At 63.7% G+C, this 17,473-nt stretch carries 10 protein-coding genes, 2 tRNA genes and 2 pseudogenes; 11 read left to right on the plus strand and 3 right to left on the minus strand.

Annotation, left to right across the window (positions count from 1 at the left end; genetic code table 11):
• Positions 1-87: 87 nt before the first annotated feature.
• Entirely contained in the window at positions 88-381 is a 294-nt protein-coding gene (locus CAK78_RS14015) for a hypothetical protein (RefSeq protein WP_094697662.1), read from the plus strand.
• 56 nt (positions 382-437) lie between these two features.
• Here CAK78_RS14015 and CAK78_RS14020 read toward each other — a convergent pair.
• Both CAK78_RS14020 and CAK78_RS14025 read right to left on the minus strand, forming a co-directional pair.
• Positions 438-511: transfer RNA gene (locus CAK78_RS14020), tRNA-Cys, on the minus strand.
• Positions 512-566: 55 nt separating this feature from the next.
• Positions 567-642: transfer RNA gene (locus CAK78_RS14025), tRNA-Gly, on the minus strand.
• Positions 643-891: 249 nt separating this feature from the next.
• Between CAK78_RS14025 and CAK78_RS14030 the strand changes: the two genes are divergently transcribed.
• The 10 genes and pseudogenes from CAK78_RS14030 to CAK78_RS14080 all read left to right on the plus strand — a co-directional run bounded on the left by CAK78_RS14030 (position 892) and on the right by CAK78_RS14080 (position 17,223).
• Positions 892-4,242, plus strand: a complete 3,351-nt coding sequence (locus tag CAK78_RS14030) for a hybrid sensor histidine kinase/response regulator (RefSeq protein ID WP_176452794.1) — start codon at positions 892-894, stop codon at positions 4,240-4,242.
• A 411-nt stretch (positions 4,243-4,653) separates the two neighbouring features.
• Positions 4,654-6,339, plus strand: a complete 1,686-nt coding sequence (locus CAK78_RS14035; RefSeq protein WP_005303255.1) for an ABC transporter substrate-binding protein — start codon at positions 4,654-4,656, stop codon at positions 6,337-6,339.
• A gap of 119 nt (positions 6,340-6,458) precedes the next feature.
• Positions 6,459-7,442: an ABC transporter permease gene (locus tag CAK78_RS14040; protein WP_005303257.1), complete on the plus strand. Its 984-nt coding sequence runs from the start codon at positions 6,459-6,461 to the stop codon at positions 7,440-7,442.
• 1 nt (position 7,443) lies between these two features.
• Positions 7,444-8,364, plus strand: a pseudogene (locus CAK78_RS14045) (ABC transporter permease).
• The gene (locus tag CAK78_RS14050; RefSeq protein ID WP_094697664.1) at positions 8,361-9,248 is read left to right on the plus strand and encodes an ABC transporter ATP-binding protein; all 888 of its coding nucleotides are present in this window, start codon (positions 8,361-8,363) and stop codon (positions 9,246-9,248) included. The pseudogene CAK78_RS14045 and the gene CAK78_RS14050 overlap by 4 nt, the downstream one beginning before the upstream one ends.
• An 11-nt stretch (positions 9,249-9,259) precedes the next feature.
• On the plus strand, positions 9,260-10,252 hold the full coding sequence (locus CAK78_RS14055; protein ID WP_094697665.1) for an ABC transporter ATP-binding protein: 993 nt from the start codon (positions 9,260-9,262) through the stop codon (positions 10,250-10,252).
• Between the two features lie 114 nt (positions 10,253-10,366).
• A pseudogene (locus CAK78_RS14060) lies at positions 10,367-12,081 on the plus strand (glycoside hydrolase family 9 protein).
• 104 nt (positions 12,082-12,185) lie between these two features.
• The gene (locus CAK78_RS14070) at positions 12,186-15,029 is read left to right on the plus strand and encodes a family 20 glycosylhydrolase (RefSeq protein ID WP_369597528.1); all 2,844 of its coding nucleotides are present in this window, start codon (positions 12,186-12,188) and stop codon (positions 15,027-15,029) included.
• A gap of 216 nt (positions 15,030-15,245) precedes the next feature.
• Positions 15,246-16,799, plus strand: coding sequence for a methyl-accepting chemotaxis protein (locus CAK78_RS14075; RefSeq protein ID WP_094697667.1), 1,554 nt, complete (start codon positions 15,246-15,248; stop codon positions 16,797-16,799).
• Positions 16,800-16,866: 67 nt separating this feature from the next.
• Complete coding sequence (locus CAK78_RS14080; protein ID WP_010633261.1) at positions 16,867-17,223, plus strand: MGMT family protein; 357 nt, start codon at positions 16,867-16,869, stop codon at positions 17,221-17,223.
• Positions 17,224-17,238: 15 nt separating this feature from the next.
• On the opposite strand, the gene CAK78_RS22860 is transcribed toward CAK78_RS14080, so the two are convergent.
• On the minus strand, positions 17,239-17,406 hold the full coding sequence (locus CAK78_RS22860; protein WP_005303277.1) for a hypothetical protein: 168 nt from the start codon (positions 17,404-17,406) through the stop codon (positions 17,239-17,241).
• Positions 17,407-17,473 lie beyond the last annotated feature (67 nt).

Consider the following 17,473-nt stretch of genomic DNA (forward strand, 5'->3'; position numbering starts at 1 on the left):
TCTATTAACTTACAGGCAACAAAAGCTGGCAAAGCGGCCACGTTTGACCAGATTTAATGAGTTGGTAGTCAACATGGAGTCAAGGCGATGAAACCCGCAGAAATGGCGATCATAGGGATCCTGGGCCTGCTGATCTGGTCGGAATGGCAGGACTGGCAGCTCAACCGGGCCGACAGCATCACCCTGGCCTACAAGGGGGCCCCCACCGTCAGCCTGTGGCAGTGCGGTCAGCTCAAGCAGAGGATGACGGATGTGACCGAGCATTCGGCCGAAACACAGTTTCAGTATCGGGGACAGGATCTGGCCCAGATCAATCGTTATCTGGAGCGAGAGTGGCAACAACAGGGTTGCGAACAGCTGTTGTTGCAGCAGGGATACTGATACGACAAGACACCGCACGAGACGGTCTGTATCGGAAAATTCAAACAGGGAGAAGATGGAGGCACGTTCCGGAGTCGAACCGGACTAAACGGATTTGCAATCCGCTGCATAACCGCTTTGCTAACGCGCCATGCTGACAAGGCATTGCCTTGAGAGTGATGTCCATGGTTGGTGCCATGGAGAATTGGAGCGGGAAACGAGACTCGAACTCGCGACCCCGACCTTGGCAAGGTCGTGCTCTACCAACTGAGCTATTCCCGCATTACTGCCTGCGTGCCAGTTGCCTGACAACGAGGCGCATTATACGTACCCCGAGCAGAGGCACAACCCTTTTTTCTCACTTTTAGCCCTTTCTCGTGCTGTTTGCTCAGGGTTTAGACGGCTTGCCCAAAAAAAACGCGCCAGGCTGTGACCCAGCAGGCGAATTCAAGATAAAGTCATTGAAATGATTAGCCTTTAATCAGAGACTTGCGGCGGTTAGTAACCGGATTCTCAATTGAAAATCTCCCGATGAAATGGATCTTCAAGCCTCGTGGACTCAGGCCGCAGCTGATGCTGGCATTTTTTATGCTGGCCATGGTGCCCTTCCTGGTTGTCACCCTGTTTTTCCTCTATAGCCACGGCAAGGATCTCACCACCCAGACCTCCAACCATCTGGTTTCCGTTCGCAACATCAAGAAGAGCCAGCTGGAAGATTACTTCGGCAACCTCAAAGAACAGATCATCAACTTCTCCCAGCAGGATTTTGCTGGCAACAGTATCGGTCGCTTCTACGGCTTCACCGGCGCCTTCGAAAAACTCGGCACCACGCCGCAGGAGGCCCGCGCCCGCGCCCAGGCCCGCTATGTACCGGGCTCCTGGGATCAGCTGCAAAAACCTGACAATACCTCCGACATCGAACCATCCATCAGTGCCCTGATCCTGGCGGACGAGATGTATGGCCGGGTGCATCAGCGCTTTCATCGCGGCTACGCCGACATGGTGCGCAAGTCCAACTACAGCGACATCTTCCTGATCGACCTCAACGGTGACGTGGTCTATTCGGTCACCAAGCGCGCCAACTTCGCCACCAACCTGCTCTCCGGCCCCTACCAATCGAGTGGTCTGGGCCAGACCTTCGCCAAGATCAAACGGCGCCTCGACGGCGGCCAGAAGCCGCAGCAGATCTTCGAGTTCACCGATTTTGGCCGCAACGAGCTGACCGGCCAGGTGGTCGCTTACATGGCCGCCCCCGTGATGCAGTACGACTATGTGCGTGGCGTGGTGATCTTCGAGCTGCTGCCGGACAAGCTCAACCAGATCATGGCGGAGCGGGAGGGGCTCGGTGCGACCGGCGAGACCATCCTCATCGGCCCGGACAAGCGGATGCGCGCCAACGCCTGGCTGGCGCCCGAGTTCAGCGTGGAGAACAGCTTTAGCCCCAACTTCCGGCCGCTACAGACCCCGCTGGTGGTCAAGGCGCTCTCCGGCGAGCAGGGGGTCGGGCTGTTTCGCTCCTACCACGAGGACGAGGTGCTGGCCGCCTACACCCAGGTGAAGGTGTTCGACACCGAGTGGGCCTTCATCGCCGAGATCTCCACCAGCGAGGCCTATCGCCCCATCCGCCAGCTGGAAACCCTGGTGATCCTGCTGGGGGCCGGCTCCCTGCTGCTGCTGATCCTCTTCTCCCGCTGGCTCTCCCACTCCATCACGGCGCCGCTGCGCTCCCTCACCGCCGCCGCCGAGCAGGTGGCCGATGGCGCTCTGGATCACCCCATCGCCATCGCCCGCACCGATGACGACATCGACCGGCTCGCCCAGGCGTTTCGCCACATGCAGCGCTCGGTGAAGGACAAGATCGAGCTCATCGAGCGCCAGACCCAGGAGCTGCAGCAGCAGGTCAAGCTGACCCACAAGCAGAACCTCAGCCTGCAGCAGGCGGACAAGCTCAAGGATGAGCTGCTGGCCAACACCTCCCACGAGCTGCGTACCCCCATCCACGGCATCAAGGGGATGGCCGAGTCCATGCTCGCCAGCCAGCAGGACTTGACCGAAGGGCAGCAAAAACAGCTGGGGCTCATCATCAAGAGTGCCGACGGCCTGGCGCGGCTGGTGGACGATCTGCTGGACTACCACCAGATGCGCTACGGCCAGCTGGAGATCCACCCCCAGCCGGTCTCCTCCAAGGGGGTCATCCGGCTGGTGCTGGATCTCTGCCAGCACCTGGTGCAGGCCAAGCCGCTCACCCTGGTGGACAAAACCCCGGCCGAGCTGCCGCCGGTGCTGGCGGACGAACAGCGGCTCGAACAGGTGCTCTACAACCTGGTGGGCAACGCCATCAAGTACACCCCCCAGGGCAAGGTGGTGTTGAGCGCCCTGGTGGAGGGCAACTTCCTGCGCATCCGGGTGACCGACACAGGCATAGGTATCGCCCCGGATCATCTGGAGCACATCTTCGAGCCGCTGGTGCAGATGAGCCCGGAAGTGAGCAAGCAGGGGGCCGGCCTCGGCCTCTCCATCACCCGCCAGCTGGTACACCTGATGGGGGGAGAGCTGTTCGTGGAGAGCGAGCCAAGCGTCGGCTCCACCTTCGCCTTCACCCTGCCGCTCGCCAGCGGCAAGGCCGGCAGCCTGACCCTCGACAGCCGCCAGATCGAGCATCAGTTGATGCGCCAGCAGCCGCTCGCCCTGCCGGAGTGGGAGAGCGATGACCTCCCCCCGCCGCCCGAGGATGCCCCCCTCATCCTGGTGGTGGACGACGAGCCCATCAATTTGCACATACTGCGCCACCTGCTGCAGCCCTGCGGCTATCGCATCCTGCCCAGCAGCGACGGCCACGATGCGCTGGCCAAGCTGGCCCAGGAGCCGGTCGACCTCATCCTGCTGGACGTGATGATGCCCACCCTCTCCGGCTTCGACGTCTGCCGCCGGCTGCGCGAGCAGCATCCCAAGGAGAAGCTGCCGGTACTGCTGCTCACCGCCCTCAACCAGCCCAAGGAGATCGAGGAGGGCTTCAACGCCGGCGCCAACGACTACCTGGTCAAACCCTTCTGCAAGGAGGAGCTGTTCGCCCGGGTCAAGGCCCTGCTGGAGGCGAGCGCCGGGCGCGCCTCTCTGGTGGAGAACCGCCTGCTCAAGCAGGAGATAGAGCACCGGCTGGTACTGCAGGAGCAACTGCATCAGGATCAGCAGCGGCTGCTGGCCCTGCTCGGCGAGGGGGCCGACCCCATGGTGTTCATCGATGACCAGGGCACTGTGCTGTTTGCCTCCCGGGTGCTTGCCCGCCTGCTGGGCCAGGAGCAGTCGCTGGCATTTCTGGTGGCGGGCCAGCGGGACGAGCTCAACGCCCGCGCCCTGCCCATCAGTCTGGGTGGGCAGGCCGCCTATGCGCTGGCCCTCAGTACCGAGTCGCGGCCGGACGAGAACCGGGTGATGGCGCTGGAGAACGCCCTCAAGAGCCTGTCACGCCAGGCCATCATCGAGGATGGCCAGCTGCTGGGCGAGCTGAGCCGGCTGGGGGGGGAGTTCCGCTCGCTCGCCGACGACCTCATCCGCCAGCAGGATGACGAGCCATTGCGCCGCGCCCTGGTGGACACCATGCGGCTCACCCTGGATGCCTGGCAGCAGAGCACCGGCAAGGGCAAGATAGTGCTGGCCGAGAAGAGCAAGCTGTGGCGGGTCTACATGGACCGCTCCAGCCCGCAGACCCGCACCCTCGACAAGTACCTGAGCCTGGATACCCTGCCCAAGGCGCCGCGCTGGAAGACGGTGGTCGCCACCGCCGAATACGTGCTCAACCACGGCCCGCTCAACGAGGCCCAGCGCCAGCAACTGCACCACAGCGCCCAGACCCTGCGCCAGCTCGCCACCCGCAAGAGCTGACCCCATCCCGCCCCCATCTCCAATCTGAGCCCTGGCTCACACTTGGCAGGGCGGTTTTTTTTTGTGCAGAATTAAGCCTTCGCCATACGTCAAAACGGGAGCCGATCCAATTCACACAATTGTCATGGCAGGTCGATTGACAGGGACTTATTACGCCAAAGCAATTAACATAACCTTATGATTTAAATCGAATTAAAAGCCATTTTGACGAAATTGACGTGATGGCGCCGATTTTTACGATATCGACGATCTGAACAGTTGTTGTTTTCCTGTTAACTCTGCTTTGCTAGGGACGTTGGATGACACAACTACAAGGGTGAAAAACCTGGCCAACATTGAGGGCCGACCTCCCCAGCATGCGAAGTCGGTGCTCAAATCCAAACAAGGAATATAAATAAGAAAGGAAATAATATGCTTGCCAAAGTATCCAAAATCTCTACTGCTGTAATGCTGGGCACCATGATGCTTGCCGGCGCTGCCGGCAACGCCATGGCGGCCGACAACAAGACGGTGCTGACCCTGGTCGCACAACAGGAAACCGCGTGGGTCAAGAACTTCAACCCCTTCCTGCAGGCGGGCCTGCTGCACACCACCCGTCACTTCATCTATGAACCCCTGGTGATCTTCAACGATATGCAGGGCGGCAAGCCCGTCTATCGTCTGGCCACCCACTTCGAGTTCAGCAAGGACCTCAAGTCCGTCACCTTCGATCTGCGTGACGGAGTGAAGTGGTCGGACGGTCAGCCCTTTACCGCCGATGACGTCCTCTTCTCCTTCAATCTGGTCAAGGCCAACAAGGCGCTGGACGAGCGCTCAATCTGGACCCAGATCAAGAGCGTCGAGAAGCTGGCTCCCAACAAGATCAAGTTCGACCTGACCGACGTCAACACCAACGTGGTGAACGACCTGGTGCTGGTGCCCATCGTGCCTGAGCATCAGTGGAAATCGGTGAAAGACCCGGTCGCCTTCACCAACGACAAGCCGGTCGGCACCGGTCCCTTCACCGAAGTGGACAACTTCTCCGCCCAGCTCTACACCCAGTGCCGCAACCCGCACTACTGGGACAACGCCAACCTCTCCATCGACTGCCTGCGCATGCCGCAGATGGCCACCAACGACCAGGTATTGGCCGCGGTGATGAAGGGTGACGTGGACTGGTTCGGCTCCTTCGTGCCGGACATCGAGCGTCTCTACGTCGGCAACGATCCCAAGAACAACAAATACTGGTTCCCGGCCTCCGGCACCGTGGCGTTCAACGTCAACTTCCAGGCCAAGAAACCGGGCAACCACGAAGCCTTCAACGACGTCAACTTCCGCCGCGCCTTCTCCATGGCAATGGACCGCCAGTCCATGGTGGACATCGCGGGCTACGGCTACCCGACCGTCAACGAGTACCCGTCAGGACTCGGCAAGGCGTTCGACTCCTGGAACAACCCGGAAGTGGACAAGAAGTACGGCAAGTACAACAAGTTCGATCTGGAAGGGGCCAAGGCCCTGCTGAAACAGGCCGGCTACAAGGATTGTGACGGCGACAAGTTCCTCGACACCCCCACCTGCCAGAAGATCGAGTTCAAGGTGCTGGTACCGAACGGCTGGACCGACTGGGTCAACACCGCCCAGATCGGCGTGGAAGGGTTGCAGGCACTGGGCCTGAACGCCAAGACAGCCACCCCGGAAGCCACCGTCTGGACCGAAAACCTCATCACCGGTGACTTCGACGTCGCCCTGCAGGGTTACTTTGCCGGTGCCAACCCCCACAAGTACTTCGAGACCGCCTTCCACTCCCGCAACATGGGTGAGCGCGGCAACCGCTTCGCGGCCCCCCGCTACAAGGATCCGGCGCTGGACAAGCTGATCGACGATTTTACCCAGACCGCCGATGCCGCCAAGCAGAAGGAGATCATGTTCGAGATCCAGGACAGGGTCGGTGCCAACCAGACCATCATCCCGGTGTTCAACAACCCGACCTGGTACGAATACAGCACCAAGCGTTTCCACGGCTGGTTCAGTGCCGACAACCCGGTCGCCAAGCCGCAGGTTCACCCGGACACCCCGGAGCGTCTGCTGCACGTGTTGTCACTCAAGCCGAACAGCTAATCAATCCCGGCCCCCTGCGGGGGGCCCTCTTCCCCGCCTATTTCCCTTATCTCCCGGCTATGCCGGGGTTGGGGTAACTATGCCCGGCGCGGGGCGGACCAGCAGTAAAAGGTATCATCATGGGATTCATACTGAGACGCTTTTCCTTCTATCTGGTCGCCTTTCTGGTGGCCGCCACCATCAACTTCCTGCTGCCCAGAGCCATGCCGGGGGACCCCGTCTCCGTCATGTTTGCCCGGGCCGGCGCCATGATGGAACCCGCCGCGCTGGAGGCCCTGAAGGCCACCTTCGGTTTCGTGGACGGCCCCATCGGCACCCAGTTTCTCACCTATGTGAAGAGCGTCTTCACCTGGGATCTCGGCACCTCGGTGCGCTACTACCCCCAACCGGTCGCCGACGTGCTCGGCCGCGCCATCGGCTGGACCCTGTTTCTTGTGGGCACCTCCACCATTCTGAGCTTCTCCATCGGTTCCATCGTCGGCATCTTCGCCGCCTGGCACCGGGGCGGTCGCCTCGACAGCATCCTCTCCCCGCTCACCCTGGTGATGCAGGCCATTCCGCCTGTGGTCATCTCGCTGCTGGCACTCTTCCTGTTCGGGGTGAGCCTGGAGTGGCTGCCCATCGGCTACGCCTACAGCCCGGAGATCACCCCCGACTGGGGCTGGGAGCACATCAAGAGCATCCTGACCCACGCCATCATGCCGGTGGGCACCCTGGCCATGGTGCAAGTGGGGGGCTTTCTCATCACCATGCGCAACAACATGATCAACCTGCTCGGCGAGGACTACATCACCATGGCCAAGGCCAAGGGGCTCTCCAGCAACCGGGTGATCTTCAACTACGGCGCCCGCAACGCCATCCTGCCGAGCGTCACAGCCCTCTCCATGGCGCTCGGTTTCGTCATCGGCGGATCCCTCATCACCGAGGTGATCTTCAATTATCCCGGCCTGGGCCTGACCCTCTATCAGGGCATTCTGGCCCGCGACTACCCGCTCATTCAGGGGCAGCTGCTCATCATGACCATCACCATGCTCAGCTTCAACTTCCTGGCCGACGTGCTCTACGTCTTCCTGGATCCCCGTCTGCGTACCGGAGGCAAATAAGATGCGCATGCCGACTATTCTGAAAATCCTGCTGGGCAACAAGAAGGCCGCCTGCGGCCTCTTCATCGTGGTCAGCTTCGTGCTGATGGCTCTGTTCGCCCCCATTCTGGCCGGCAACGAACCGACCAAACGGGTGGCCCGCCCCCACCAGCCCCCCAGCACCGAGTTCGTGATGGGCACCACCCGCATGGGCCACGACATCTGGGCCCAGTTCACCAACGGCGCCCGCATCTCCCTGATGGTGGGCTTCAGTGCGGGCCTGCTGGTGTGCGCCCTCGCCGTCGCCATCGGCATCACCGCCGGCTACTTCGGCGGCCTGGTGGACGAGTGCCTCACCTTCCTGATGAACGTGGTGCTGGTGATCCCCAACCTCCCTCTATTGCTGGTGCTGGCCAGCTTCATCGGGGAGGCGTCACCGGCGGTGATCGCCCTCATCATAGGCTTTACCTCCTGGGCCTATGGCGCGCGGGTCATCCGCGCCCAGACCCTGGCCCTGCGGGAGAAAGAGTTCGTCATCGCCGCCGAGGTGCTGGGGGAGCCGGCCTAGCGCATCATCCTGGTGGAGATATTGCCGAACCTCATCTCCATCATCGGGGTGAGCTTCATCGGCTCCATCATCTACGCCATCGTCACCGAGGCGACCCTGGAGTTCCTGGGCCTTGGCGACCCCACAGTCGTGAGCTGGGGCATCATGCTCTACAACGCCCAGACCTCCAGCGCTATCCTGGTCGGCGCCTGGTGGGAAATCCTGGCCCCCTGCTTCGCCATCGCAACGCTCGGTGCCGGTCTGGCCCTGCTCAACTTTGCCATCGACGAAATCGCCAACCCGCAGCTGCGCTCCCACAAGGGGCTCAATCGCTGGAAGAAACTCGCCGCCCCCGTCACCACGCCGGTGCCGGCCGTACAGGAGAAGACAGCATGAGATCGCAACAACCCCTGCTGTCGGTACGCAACCTCTGCGTCGACTACATCACCGAAAACGGCGACGTGCGCGCCGTCAACTCGGTCAGTTTCGACATCGCCCCCGGTGAAGTGTTCGGCCTGGCCGGCGAGTCGGGCTGCGGCAAGTCCACCGTCGCCTTCTCGGTAGCGCGGCTGCACAAGCCGCCCGCCTACATCAGCGGCGGCGAGATCCTGTTCAAGGGGGAGAACATCCTCCACTACGGCGACGAGCGGCTGCGCAGCTACCGCTGGCAACAGGTGTCGGTGGTGTTCCAGTCCGCCATGAACGCGCTCAACCCCGTGCTGCGCATGGAGGAGCAGTTCTGCGACGTGCTGCTGGCCCACAACCCGGGGCTCACCCGCTATGAGGCGATCAAGCGCGCCCAGGAGTTGCTCGCCATCGTCGACATCCACCCGAGCCGGCTCAAGGACTACCCGCACCAGTTCTCCGGCGGCATGCGCCAACGGCTGGTGATCGCCATCGCCATGGCGCTCAATCCCGAGCTGCTCATCATGGACGAGCCGACCACGGCGCTCGACGTGGTGGTGCAACGGGAGATCCTGCAGAAGGTCTATGCGCTCAAAGAGAAGTTCAACTTCTCCATCCTCTTCATCACCCACGACCTCTCCTTGATGGTCGAGTTCTGCGATCGCATCGGCATCATGTACGCCGGTGAACTGGTGGAGGTGCCGGTGGGCTGCCGCTTTCAGGCCCGCTGCGCCAGGGTGCACGAGCGCTGCCGTCAGCAATACACCAAGCTCGCCGAGATCCGCCCCGGCCAACAAACCGCCTGTCACCTCTATGAGGCGCAGGATGAGCAACAAGATCCCCTGATCTATCTGGACAAGGCCGCTGGCTGTTAAGGATGTCTGTCATGCAAATCGCCAAAACCGACGCCCCCATCATCGAAGTCCAGCACCTCTACAAGGACTTCCCCGTCAACTCCAACGCCATCAAGAGCGGCAAGATGCGGGCCCTCTCGGACATCACCTTCAACCTGCACTGGGGCCGCGCCCTGGCGGTGGTGGGAGAGTCCGGCTCCGGCAAGAGCACCATCGCCAAGATCATCGCCAAGATGTACAAGCTCTCCGGTGGTCGCATCCTCTATCGTGGCCGCGACCTGGAGGAGTTCAACAAGGGCACCGCCCTGCTCGACTACCGCCAAAGCGTGCAGATGGTGTGGCAAGATCCGTTCGGTTCGCTGAACCCGACCCACACCATCTACCACCACATCGCCCGCCCCCTGCTGCTGCACAGCAAGGTGATCGACAAGCGTGATCTGCCCGACATGGTCTATGGCCTCCTTGAGAAGGTGGGGCTCACTCCCGCCAAGGCGACCGCGGCCAAGTACCCGCACCAGCTCTCCGGCGGTCAGCGCCAGCGGGTCAACATCGCCCGCAACCTGGCGGTGGAGGCGGAAGTGGTGCTGGCGGACGAGCCCACCTCCATGCTCGACGTCTCCATTCGCATCGGCATCCTCAACCTGATGGAGCAGATGAAGGATGAGCTCGGGGTCTCCATGCTCTACATCACCCACGACATCGCCACCGCCCGCTACGTGGCCGAGGATCTGGCGGTGATGTACGTGGGCCACATGGTGGAGTGGGGTGAGGTGGACGAGATCCTGCACCACCCCCAGCACCCCTACACCCAGCTGCTCATCTCGGCGGTGCCCGACCCCGAGAAGAGCATCCACGCCGAGCTGGAGGGGGGCCGCAAGGGGGAGATCCCGCTCTGGACGCCGGAGTCCTGCGGTTGCCCCTTCGCCGGGCGCTGCAATCAGGTGATGCCGCGCTGCAAGGAGACCCTGCCCCCCGTCAGCAAGCTTGCCGACAACCACTTCGTACGCTGCTACCTCTACGAGTGAGGGTGAGCCTTGAACCGGCCGGACAGCGCTGTCCGGCCATGCCTCGATACGGGGCGGCCATGGCCCCGTGATGTGCCTCACCGCCTGTCGGTGAACCACAGGAGTAATACCTCGATGGAACTCTTGATCAATCAGGTGGGTTACCCGTGCGATGGGGAGAAGATCGCCCTGCTGCAAGCCACCCCCGCCCATGATCTCGGCGGCTATGTCAGGCTGCAACGCCAGGGTGATGGCCAGATCCTGTTTGAAACCCCGTTGCAAGCGGCCGGCAGCGTCCCAGGCTGGCAGGGCCGCGCTTACTGGCGCGCCGACTTCTCGGCATTCCAAGAGCCAGGCCACTATCGGCTGGAGGCGATCACCGCCCAAGGCATTGTCCGCTCTACCCGCTTTGCCATCGGCCCCGATCTGCTGGCCAGCCGCTGCCTCTCCGACGTCATCCACTACTTCAAGGGACAGCGCGCCAGCGGCGCCTTCGATCGGGCCGACCGCAGCGCCCGTCTGTTTGGCACCGACCTGCGCCGGGACGTACACGGCGGCTGGTTCGATGCCAGCGGCGACATGAGCAAATACCTGAGCCACCTCTCCTACGCCAACTACCTCAACCCCCAGCAGACCCCCATGGTGGTCTGGGCCCTGCTCAAATGCCGGGAGCTCTTGGCACCGCGCCGCGACATCGACGGAGTGAACCTCTGCAAGCGGCTCAACGACGAGGCGCTGCACGGCGCCGATTTTCTCTGCCGGATGCAGGATGAGTCGGGCTTCTTCTACATGACCCTGTTCGACAAGTGGAGCAAGGATCCCGAGCAGCGCGAGCTGTGCGCCTACGCCACCCAGCAGGGGCTCAAGTCCGCCCACTGGCAGGCCGGTTTTCGACAAGGGGGCGGTATGGCCATCGCCGCCCTGGCCCGCGCCGCTCGCGAGAGCGTCAGCGGCGACTTTGATGCCAGCGGCTACGCCGAGGCGGCCCGCCGCGGCTACCTGCACCTGCGTGAGCACAACCTTGCCTATCTGGACGACGGGGTCGAGAACATCATCGACGACTACTGCGCCCTGCTGGCGGCGGTCGAGCTGACCCGCACCCTGGGCCCAGAGTGGCTGACAGAGGCCAGAGTGCGGGCCGGCAAGCTCTGCGCCCGCCAGTGCCCTCACCCTGAGCTAGGCCACTATTGGACGGCCAACGAGGAGGGCTCGCGCCCCTACTACCACGCCGCCGAGGCGGGCCTGCCGGTGCTGGCGCTGCTGGAATACGTGGGGATCGAGCCGGATTGGGAGCGCAAGAACGCGGTGCAGAGGGTGATCGAACAGGCGCTGGCCGCCGAGCTGGCGCTCTGCGCCCGCCCCGGCAACCCGTTTGCCCTCGCCCGCCAGTATGTGAAAGGGGTTGGTGAAGCGCCCCGCGTCAGCTTCTTTATGCCCCACCACAACGAGTCGGGCTACTGGTGGCAGGGGGAGAACGCACGGCTGGCGTCGCTGGCGGCCATGGCGTTTGCCGCCGCGGCCCAGCTGCCGCACCAGAGCAGCTTGCTGCGCACCTTCGGCCAGCACCAGCTCGACTGGATCCTGGGGCAGAATCCCTTCAACGCCTGCATGCTGGCGGGTCATGGCAGCAACACCCCGCCTACACCGCCGGCTATCCCAATGCGCTGGGGGGGATCTGCAACGGCATCACTTCAGGGTTTGATGACGAAAACGAGGTGGCCTTTATCCCCGAGGCCTACAAGGATCGGCTGGATCAGAACTGGCGCTGGGGTGAGCAATGGATCCCGCACGCCGCCTGGTTTGCCCTGGCCATCAGCTGGCAGAGCGCCCTCGGAGGTTCCCATGATTGAGAGAGACTCGAGCATCATTGGCACCGGGGAGAGCCGTGGATCCTCCATACAGCCAGCCTGGTTCACCCTCGCCATCAGCTGGCAGAGCGCGCAGGGAGGCTCCCATGATTGAGTACTGGGTCGGGGTGGATGGCGGCGGCACCCACACCCGCGCCCGCATTCGCGATCGGGCCGGCAAGCTGCTCGGCGAGGGGCGCGCCGCCGGCTCCAACCTGGAGCTTGGCATCGAGATCGCCCACGGCAACGTGCTGGCCGCCATCGAGCAGGCCCGCCTCGAGGCCGGACTGGCTGAGGATGCCCAGCAACGGATGGGGGTCGGGCTGGCGCTCGCCTCCGCCGAGCTGGCCGACTGCTATCACGCCATGCTGACCATGCCCTTCCCGTTTGCGAGCGTGCGGCTCACCTCCGACGCCTTCGGCGCCTGTCTGGGCGCCTTTGGCGGCGAGGAGGGGGCCATCCTGATCGCCGGCACCGGCTCGGCCGGGCTTATCTATCGCCACGGCCAGCTGCACACCTGCTCCGGCCGCGGCTTTCCCATCTCGGATCTGGGCAGCGGCGCCTGGCTGGGGTTGCGCGCCATCCAGCAATCCCTGCTCTGCCACGACGGCATCCTGCCCCCCAGCACCCTGGCCATCCGCCTGCTCGATCACTTCAAGCGGGATCAGGCCGAGGTGGTACGCTGGGCCGCCCGCGCCATCCCCGCCGACTACGGCCGCTTCGCCCCCTGGGTGTTCGATGCCGCCAGCGACGGCGACGAACTCGCCTGCCAGCTGCTGGAGGAGACCTGCCAGCAGCTGGCCATCCTGCTGGAGGGGATGCGCCAGCTGGGCGCCGACCGGATTGCCCTGCTCGGCGGCATCGGCATGCGCCTCGCCCCCGTCTGGCGCACCTGCCGCTGGTCAGCCCCGGCGCCGACGCGCTGGAGGGGGCCATCCTGTTTGCCAAGACGGAAGCGCTGCCATGCCTGCACTCCTGAACCGGGCGTACCGGGACTACACCGGCACGCCCTCCCCTCAACCATCGCCAGCCGCCTTCACCAGGGTGGCCGGCCCCCTGCTCGTGCAACCGAAGGAGTTTTCATGTCCGCACCCCTGATCCACACCCAGGTAGACCGACGCGATGGTGACGACGTCTGGTTTCGTTTCAGCCTGAGCCAGCTGCCAGATGCCCCCTGGAAGCTCCACTTCTGCCTGGCCCGTCACATCGACCCCGGCTCGGTAGAGGGAGGGGAGCTTGAGCGCCAGAGCGGCAGCTACAAGGTCTTGATCCCGCAAACGGGGGCCAGCGAGCTGCGCTTCTGCTGTCGCAGCACCCCCATCAAGCGCCTCTCCGACATGCCACGCGGCTTCTTCCTGAGCCTGCCCCAGGCCAGCAGCGGCCCCCAGCTGATGCCGGTGGAGCTGACCAGCGAGGAGCTGGGCCTGGTGCAATCCGCCACTGCGGCGCCGGATCTGCCCGAGGTGGAACCCCTCGCCGGCATAGTGCCCCAGCCGGATCGCTTGTTGTTGCTGGAGGGCAACTTCCGGCTGGCGGAGCGCGCCCACGTCAGCGGCCCAAGCCCCCTGCTCGGCCCGCTGCTGGCCCACTTCAACGAGCTGACCGGGCTCGCGCTGGCGCAGGATCACGACGCCGAGATCCGGCTGGTTGAAAGCGGTCTGGGCCCGGAGGCCTACCGGCTCACCATCACCCCGGAGGAGATAGTGATTGCCGCCGCCGGCGAGGCAGGTTGGCGCCACGGCCTCGTCAGCCTGGCCCAGTGGTATCTGCAGCACGGCGAGAGCCTGCCCTGCATCGAGCTCAGCGACGCGCCGCGCTTCGGTTTTCGCGGCATCTTTCTCGACTGTGCCCGCCACTTTCACTCCCTGCCCACCCTCAAGCGCCTGCTCAAGCTGATGAGCCTCTACAAGTTCAACCGCTTCCACTGGCACCTGACCGATGACGAGGGGTGGCGGCTCGAGATCAAGGCCTTCCCCCAGCTGACCGAGCTGGCCGCCTGGCGCGGTCACGCCCTGCCGGTGGGACCCCAGCTGAGCGGCGGCCCCGAGCCCTATGGCGGCTACTACACCCAGAGCGAGGTGCGCGAGCTGGTGGCCTATGCCAGCGGGCTCGGCATCACCATCATCCCGGAAATAGACATTCCCGGTCACTGCCACGCCGCCATCAAGGCGCTGCCCGAGCTGCTGGTGGAGGAAGCCGACCGCTCACGCTACCTGTCGGTGCAATATTTTGACGACAACGTGCTCAACCCGGCCCTGCCCGGTACCTATCAATTCCTGGAAGCCGTGATGGACGAGGTGTGCGATCTGTTCCCGGGGCCACTGGTGCACATGGGGGGGGACGAGGTGCCCAGCGGGGTCTGGACCGACAGCCCAGCCTGCCAGCAACTGATGGCGCAACAGGGGTATCAGGATTGCCGCGAGCTGCAGGGTCACCTGCTGCGCCACTGCCAGCAGTACCTGGCCGGCAAGGGCAAGCGGATGCTGGGCTGGGAGGAGATTTTGCACGGTGACAAGGTGAGCCGGGACGCCACCATCTTCGCCTGGACCAGCTTCCAGGCCGGGCTCGACGCGGCCGCTGCGGGTTATCCGGTGGTGATGGCGCCGGCCCAGCACCTCTATCTGGACCTTGCCTGGAGTCAGGACATCCATGAACCCGGCCTCTACTGGGCGGGCACCCTCAATCTGGCGCAGGTCTACGCGTGTGACCCGGCCCCAGCCGATTTCCATGCCAACGATAACATCCTGGGGGTGCTGAGCCCCTTGTGGTCGGAACTGATCACCTCTCGCGATCGTCTCGACTATATGTTGTTCCCGCGCATGCTGGCGACCGCCGAGGTGGCCTGGAGTGCTCCCGCCCGCAAGGGGTGGGAGCACTTCGCCGCCCGTCTGCCGGGCCAGCTGCAGATCCTCGACCAGCTCCAGGTGCGTTACCGGGTACCACAGAGGTAGTGTTATCTTTTTTCCTTGGCGGCCCGATGGCCGCCTTTTTTTTACGATCAACCAACAAAACATCAACTTGCCCCTACCATTCATCCGCCATTGTTGGCAAAATTCAGCCCCCTATGAAGCCGGTCTGCCGCCCGCTGGCGCGAGCCTGCGACCACCTCCAGATCTGCCACAATAACAACGACAAAGTTATCAACTAGAACATCGGAGCGTATTCCTATGGCCCGCAGAGACGTCCATACCCTGGACAGCGAAGTGGAGTTTCCTGCCGACGAACAACTGGTCTCCACCACGGATCTGCGCGGGGTGATCACCTACGCCAACCCCGCCTTCTGCCGCATCGCCGGCTATTCGGTCGACGAACTGGTCGGCCACAACCACAACCTGGTGCGCCATCCCGACATGCCCAAGGCCGCCTTCGCCGATCTCTGGGCCCGCCTCAAGGAGGGCAAGCCCTGGCGCGGCATGGTGAAGAACCGCTGCAAGGATGGTCGCTACTACTGGGTCGATGCCTATGTGACCCCCATCTACGAGGGCAGCCGGATCAGCGGCTACCAGTCGGTGCGCTGCAAGCCCGATCCCCAGCTCAAGCGCATCGCCGGCCAGGCTTACCAGGCCCTGCTCAAGGCAGAGCGTGGCACCGGCAGCCGCCTCCCCTCCCTTGCCAGGGTGCGCGCACCGGCCATTGCCCTGCTGCTGCTCGGCCTGATGGGCTGGGCTTTCGCCAGCCAGGGAGCCATGACCGCCCTGCTGATGCTGCTGCCCCTGCTGCTTATCGGCGGTGCCTACTGGCGCGAGCTCTTCGCCCTGCCGCTCTATCTGCAGCAGCTGGGCCGCGAATACGACAGCCTGACCCGGCTGGTCTACTCAGGTGACGGCCCCGGCGCCATCGCCGACTTTCACATCAAGATGCTGCAGGCCCGCATCCGCACCGTGCTGGGCCGGGTCAACGATGCGACCAACCCGCTGCAGGCCCTGGCCAGCAACCTGAAACAGGCCTCCCATCAGGCCTGCCTCGATATCAACGAACAGGATGCCCAGACCCAGCAGATGGCCGCCGCCATGACCCAGATGGCCAGCACGGCCCACGAGATTGCGCGCAACATTCAGGACTCCAACGGTCAGGTGAGCGAGGCCCGCAGCCGCTGCCAGCACACGGACAAGCAGCTGGCCCAGACCGAGCAGCGCATCGAGCAGCTCGCCAGACAGGCGGAGCTCGCCTTCAACTCGGCGGTGGAGCTCGCCAGCGAATCGGAGCGGATCGGCAGTGTGATGGGAGAGATCCAGGGCATCGCCGACCAGACCAACCTGCTGGCGCTGAACGCCGCCATCGAGGCGGCCCGGGCTGGCGAACAGGGGCGCGGCTTTGCAGTAGTGGCCGACGAGGTGCGTACCCTGTCGACCCGCACCCACAAGGCGACCGAGCAGATCCAGGGCAGCATCCAGCAGATCCAGCACACCCTGGGCCGCTGGAAGGGGATGATGCAGGAGAACCTGCAGCAGACCCGCGAGTGCGCCGAGATGACCCGTCAGGGCTCCAGCAGCCTGCATACCGTGCTGCAGGAGATCGAGCTGGTGACCGAGTTCTCCACCCAGATCGCCGCCGCCGCCGAGCAGCAGCAGACGGTGGTGGAGGATATCAGCCGCAGCATCCACCAGATCTCCGAGTACTCCCACGCCAACAGCCAGAAGATGCAGGAGGTCGACGACTCCAGTCAGGAGCTGCTGGAGCGGGCCAGGCAGCTCAAGGGGCTCAGCCAGACCTTCGGCTGACACATTTGCCAGCCACCCGACAGAAGCGCCACAATGGCGCTTCTGTCGTTTTTGACGAGTCAACTTCATGAGAACGGAATCGACCCCAACCCCACAGAACAAGGTTGCCCGTATCGAGGCAATCCTCGCCCTGATCCCGGCCGGCCGTGTGGTGAGCTATGGCCAGGTGGCGGATCTGGCGGGGCTGCCCGGCCGGGCCAGGCTGGTGGGCAAGGTGCTGAGGGAGACCGACAAGGTGCTGCCATGGCACAGGGTGCTGGGCGCAGCGGGCACCATATCGCTGCCCAAGGGGTCGACAGGCTTCGACAAACAGGCGGGATTGCTGCAGGAAGAGGGGGTGCCCGTGATTGGCGGGCGGGTCAGGATGAAGGAGTGGCAGTGGCAGCCCGACCTCGCCGAGCTGCTGTTTCTTCTGCCCTTCTGACGATGGCGACCCGCCTCACCGGGTGATGGGGGCCAGGATCTCGTCACTGCGCACCTGCACCGGGATGGTTTCGTACTCCCGTTGCAGCAGCACCAGCAGACTCTGCTTGTCCACTTCCAGCACATAGGCGGTTCCTTCCCGGGTCAGACAGGTCATTCCCGGCCGGATCTCGTTAATCTCCATCACAACCTCCGTGTCCAGCGCTGCCATCCTTGCAGCGGTTTCAGTATACCGCCATCCGCAAACAAAA

Origin of the sequence: Aeromonas sp. A35_P (genome assembly GCF_002259925.1) — a bacterium.
GTDB classification, from domain to species: domain Bacteria; phylum Pseudomonadota; class Gammaproteobacteria; order Enterobacterales; family Aeromonadaceae; genus Aeromonas; species Aeromonas dhakensis.

What these genes read in the sequence shown, in the direction of transcription:
- CAK78_RS14015 (WP_094697662.1), top strand. Translation starts at nt 88, where the DNA reads ATGAAACCCGCAGAAATGGCGATCATAGGGATCCTGGGCCTGCTGATC.
- CAK78_RS14030 (WP_176452794.1), top strand. Translation starts at nt 892, where the DNA reads ATGAAATGGATCTTCAAGCCTCGTGGACTCAGGCCGCAGCTGATGCTG.
- CAK78_RS14035 (WP_005303255.1), top strand. Translation starts at nt 4,654, where the DNA reads ATGCTTGCCAAAGTATCCAAAATCTCTACTGCTGTAATGCTGGGCACC.
- CAK78_RS14040 (WP_005303257.1), top strand. Translation starts at nt 6,459, where the DNA reads ATGGGATTCATACTGAGACGCTTTTCCTTCTATCTGGTCGCCTTTCTG.
- CAK78_RS14050 (WP_094697664.1), top strand. Translation starts at nt 8,361, where the DNA reads ATGAGATCGCAACAACCCCTGCTGTCGGTACGCAACCTCTGCGTCGAC.
- CAK78_RS14055 (WP_094697665.1), top strand. Translation starts at nt 9,260, where the DNA reads ATGCAAATCGCCAAAACCGACGCCCCCATCATCGAAGTCCAGCACCTC.
- CAK78_RS14070 (WP_369597528.1), top strand. Translation starts at nt 12,186, where the DNA reads ATGATTGAGTACTGGGTCGGGGTGGATGGCGGCGGCACCCACACCCGC.
- CAK78_RS14075 (WP_094697667.1), top strand. Translation starts at nt 15,246, where the DNA reads ATGGCCCGCAGAGACGTCCATACCCTGGACAGCGAAGTGGAGTTTCCT.
- CAK78_RS14080 (WP_010633261.1), top strand. Translation starts at nt 16,867, where the DNA reads ATGAGAACGGAATCGACCCCAACCCCACAGAACAAGGTTGCCCGTATC.
- CAK78_RS22860 (WP_005303277.1), bottom strand. Translation starts at nt 17,406, where the DNA reads ATGGAGATTAACGAGATCCGGCCGGGAATGACCTGTCTGACCCGGGAA.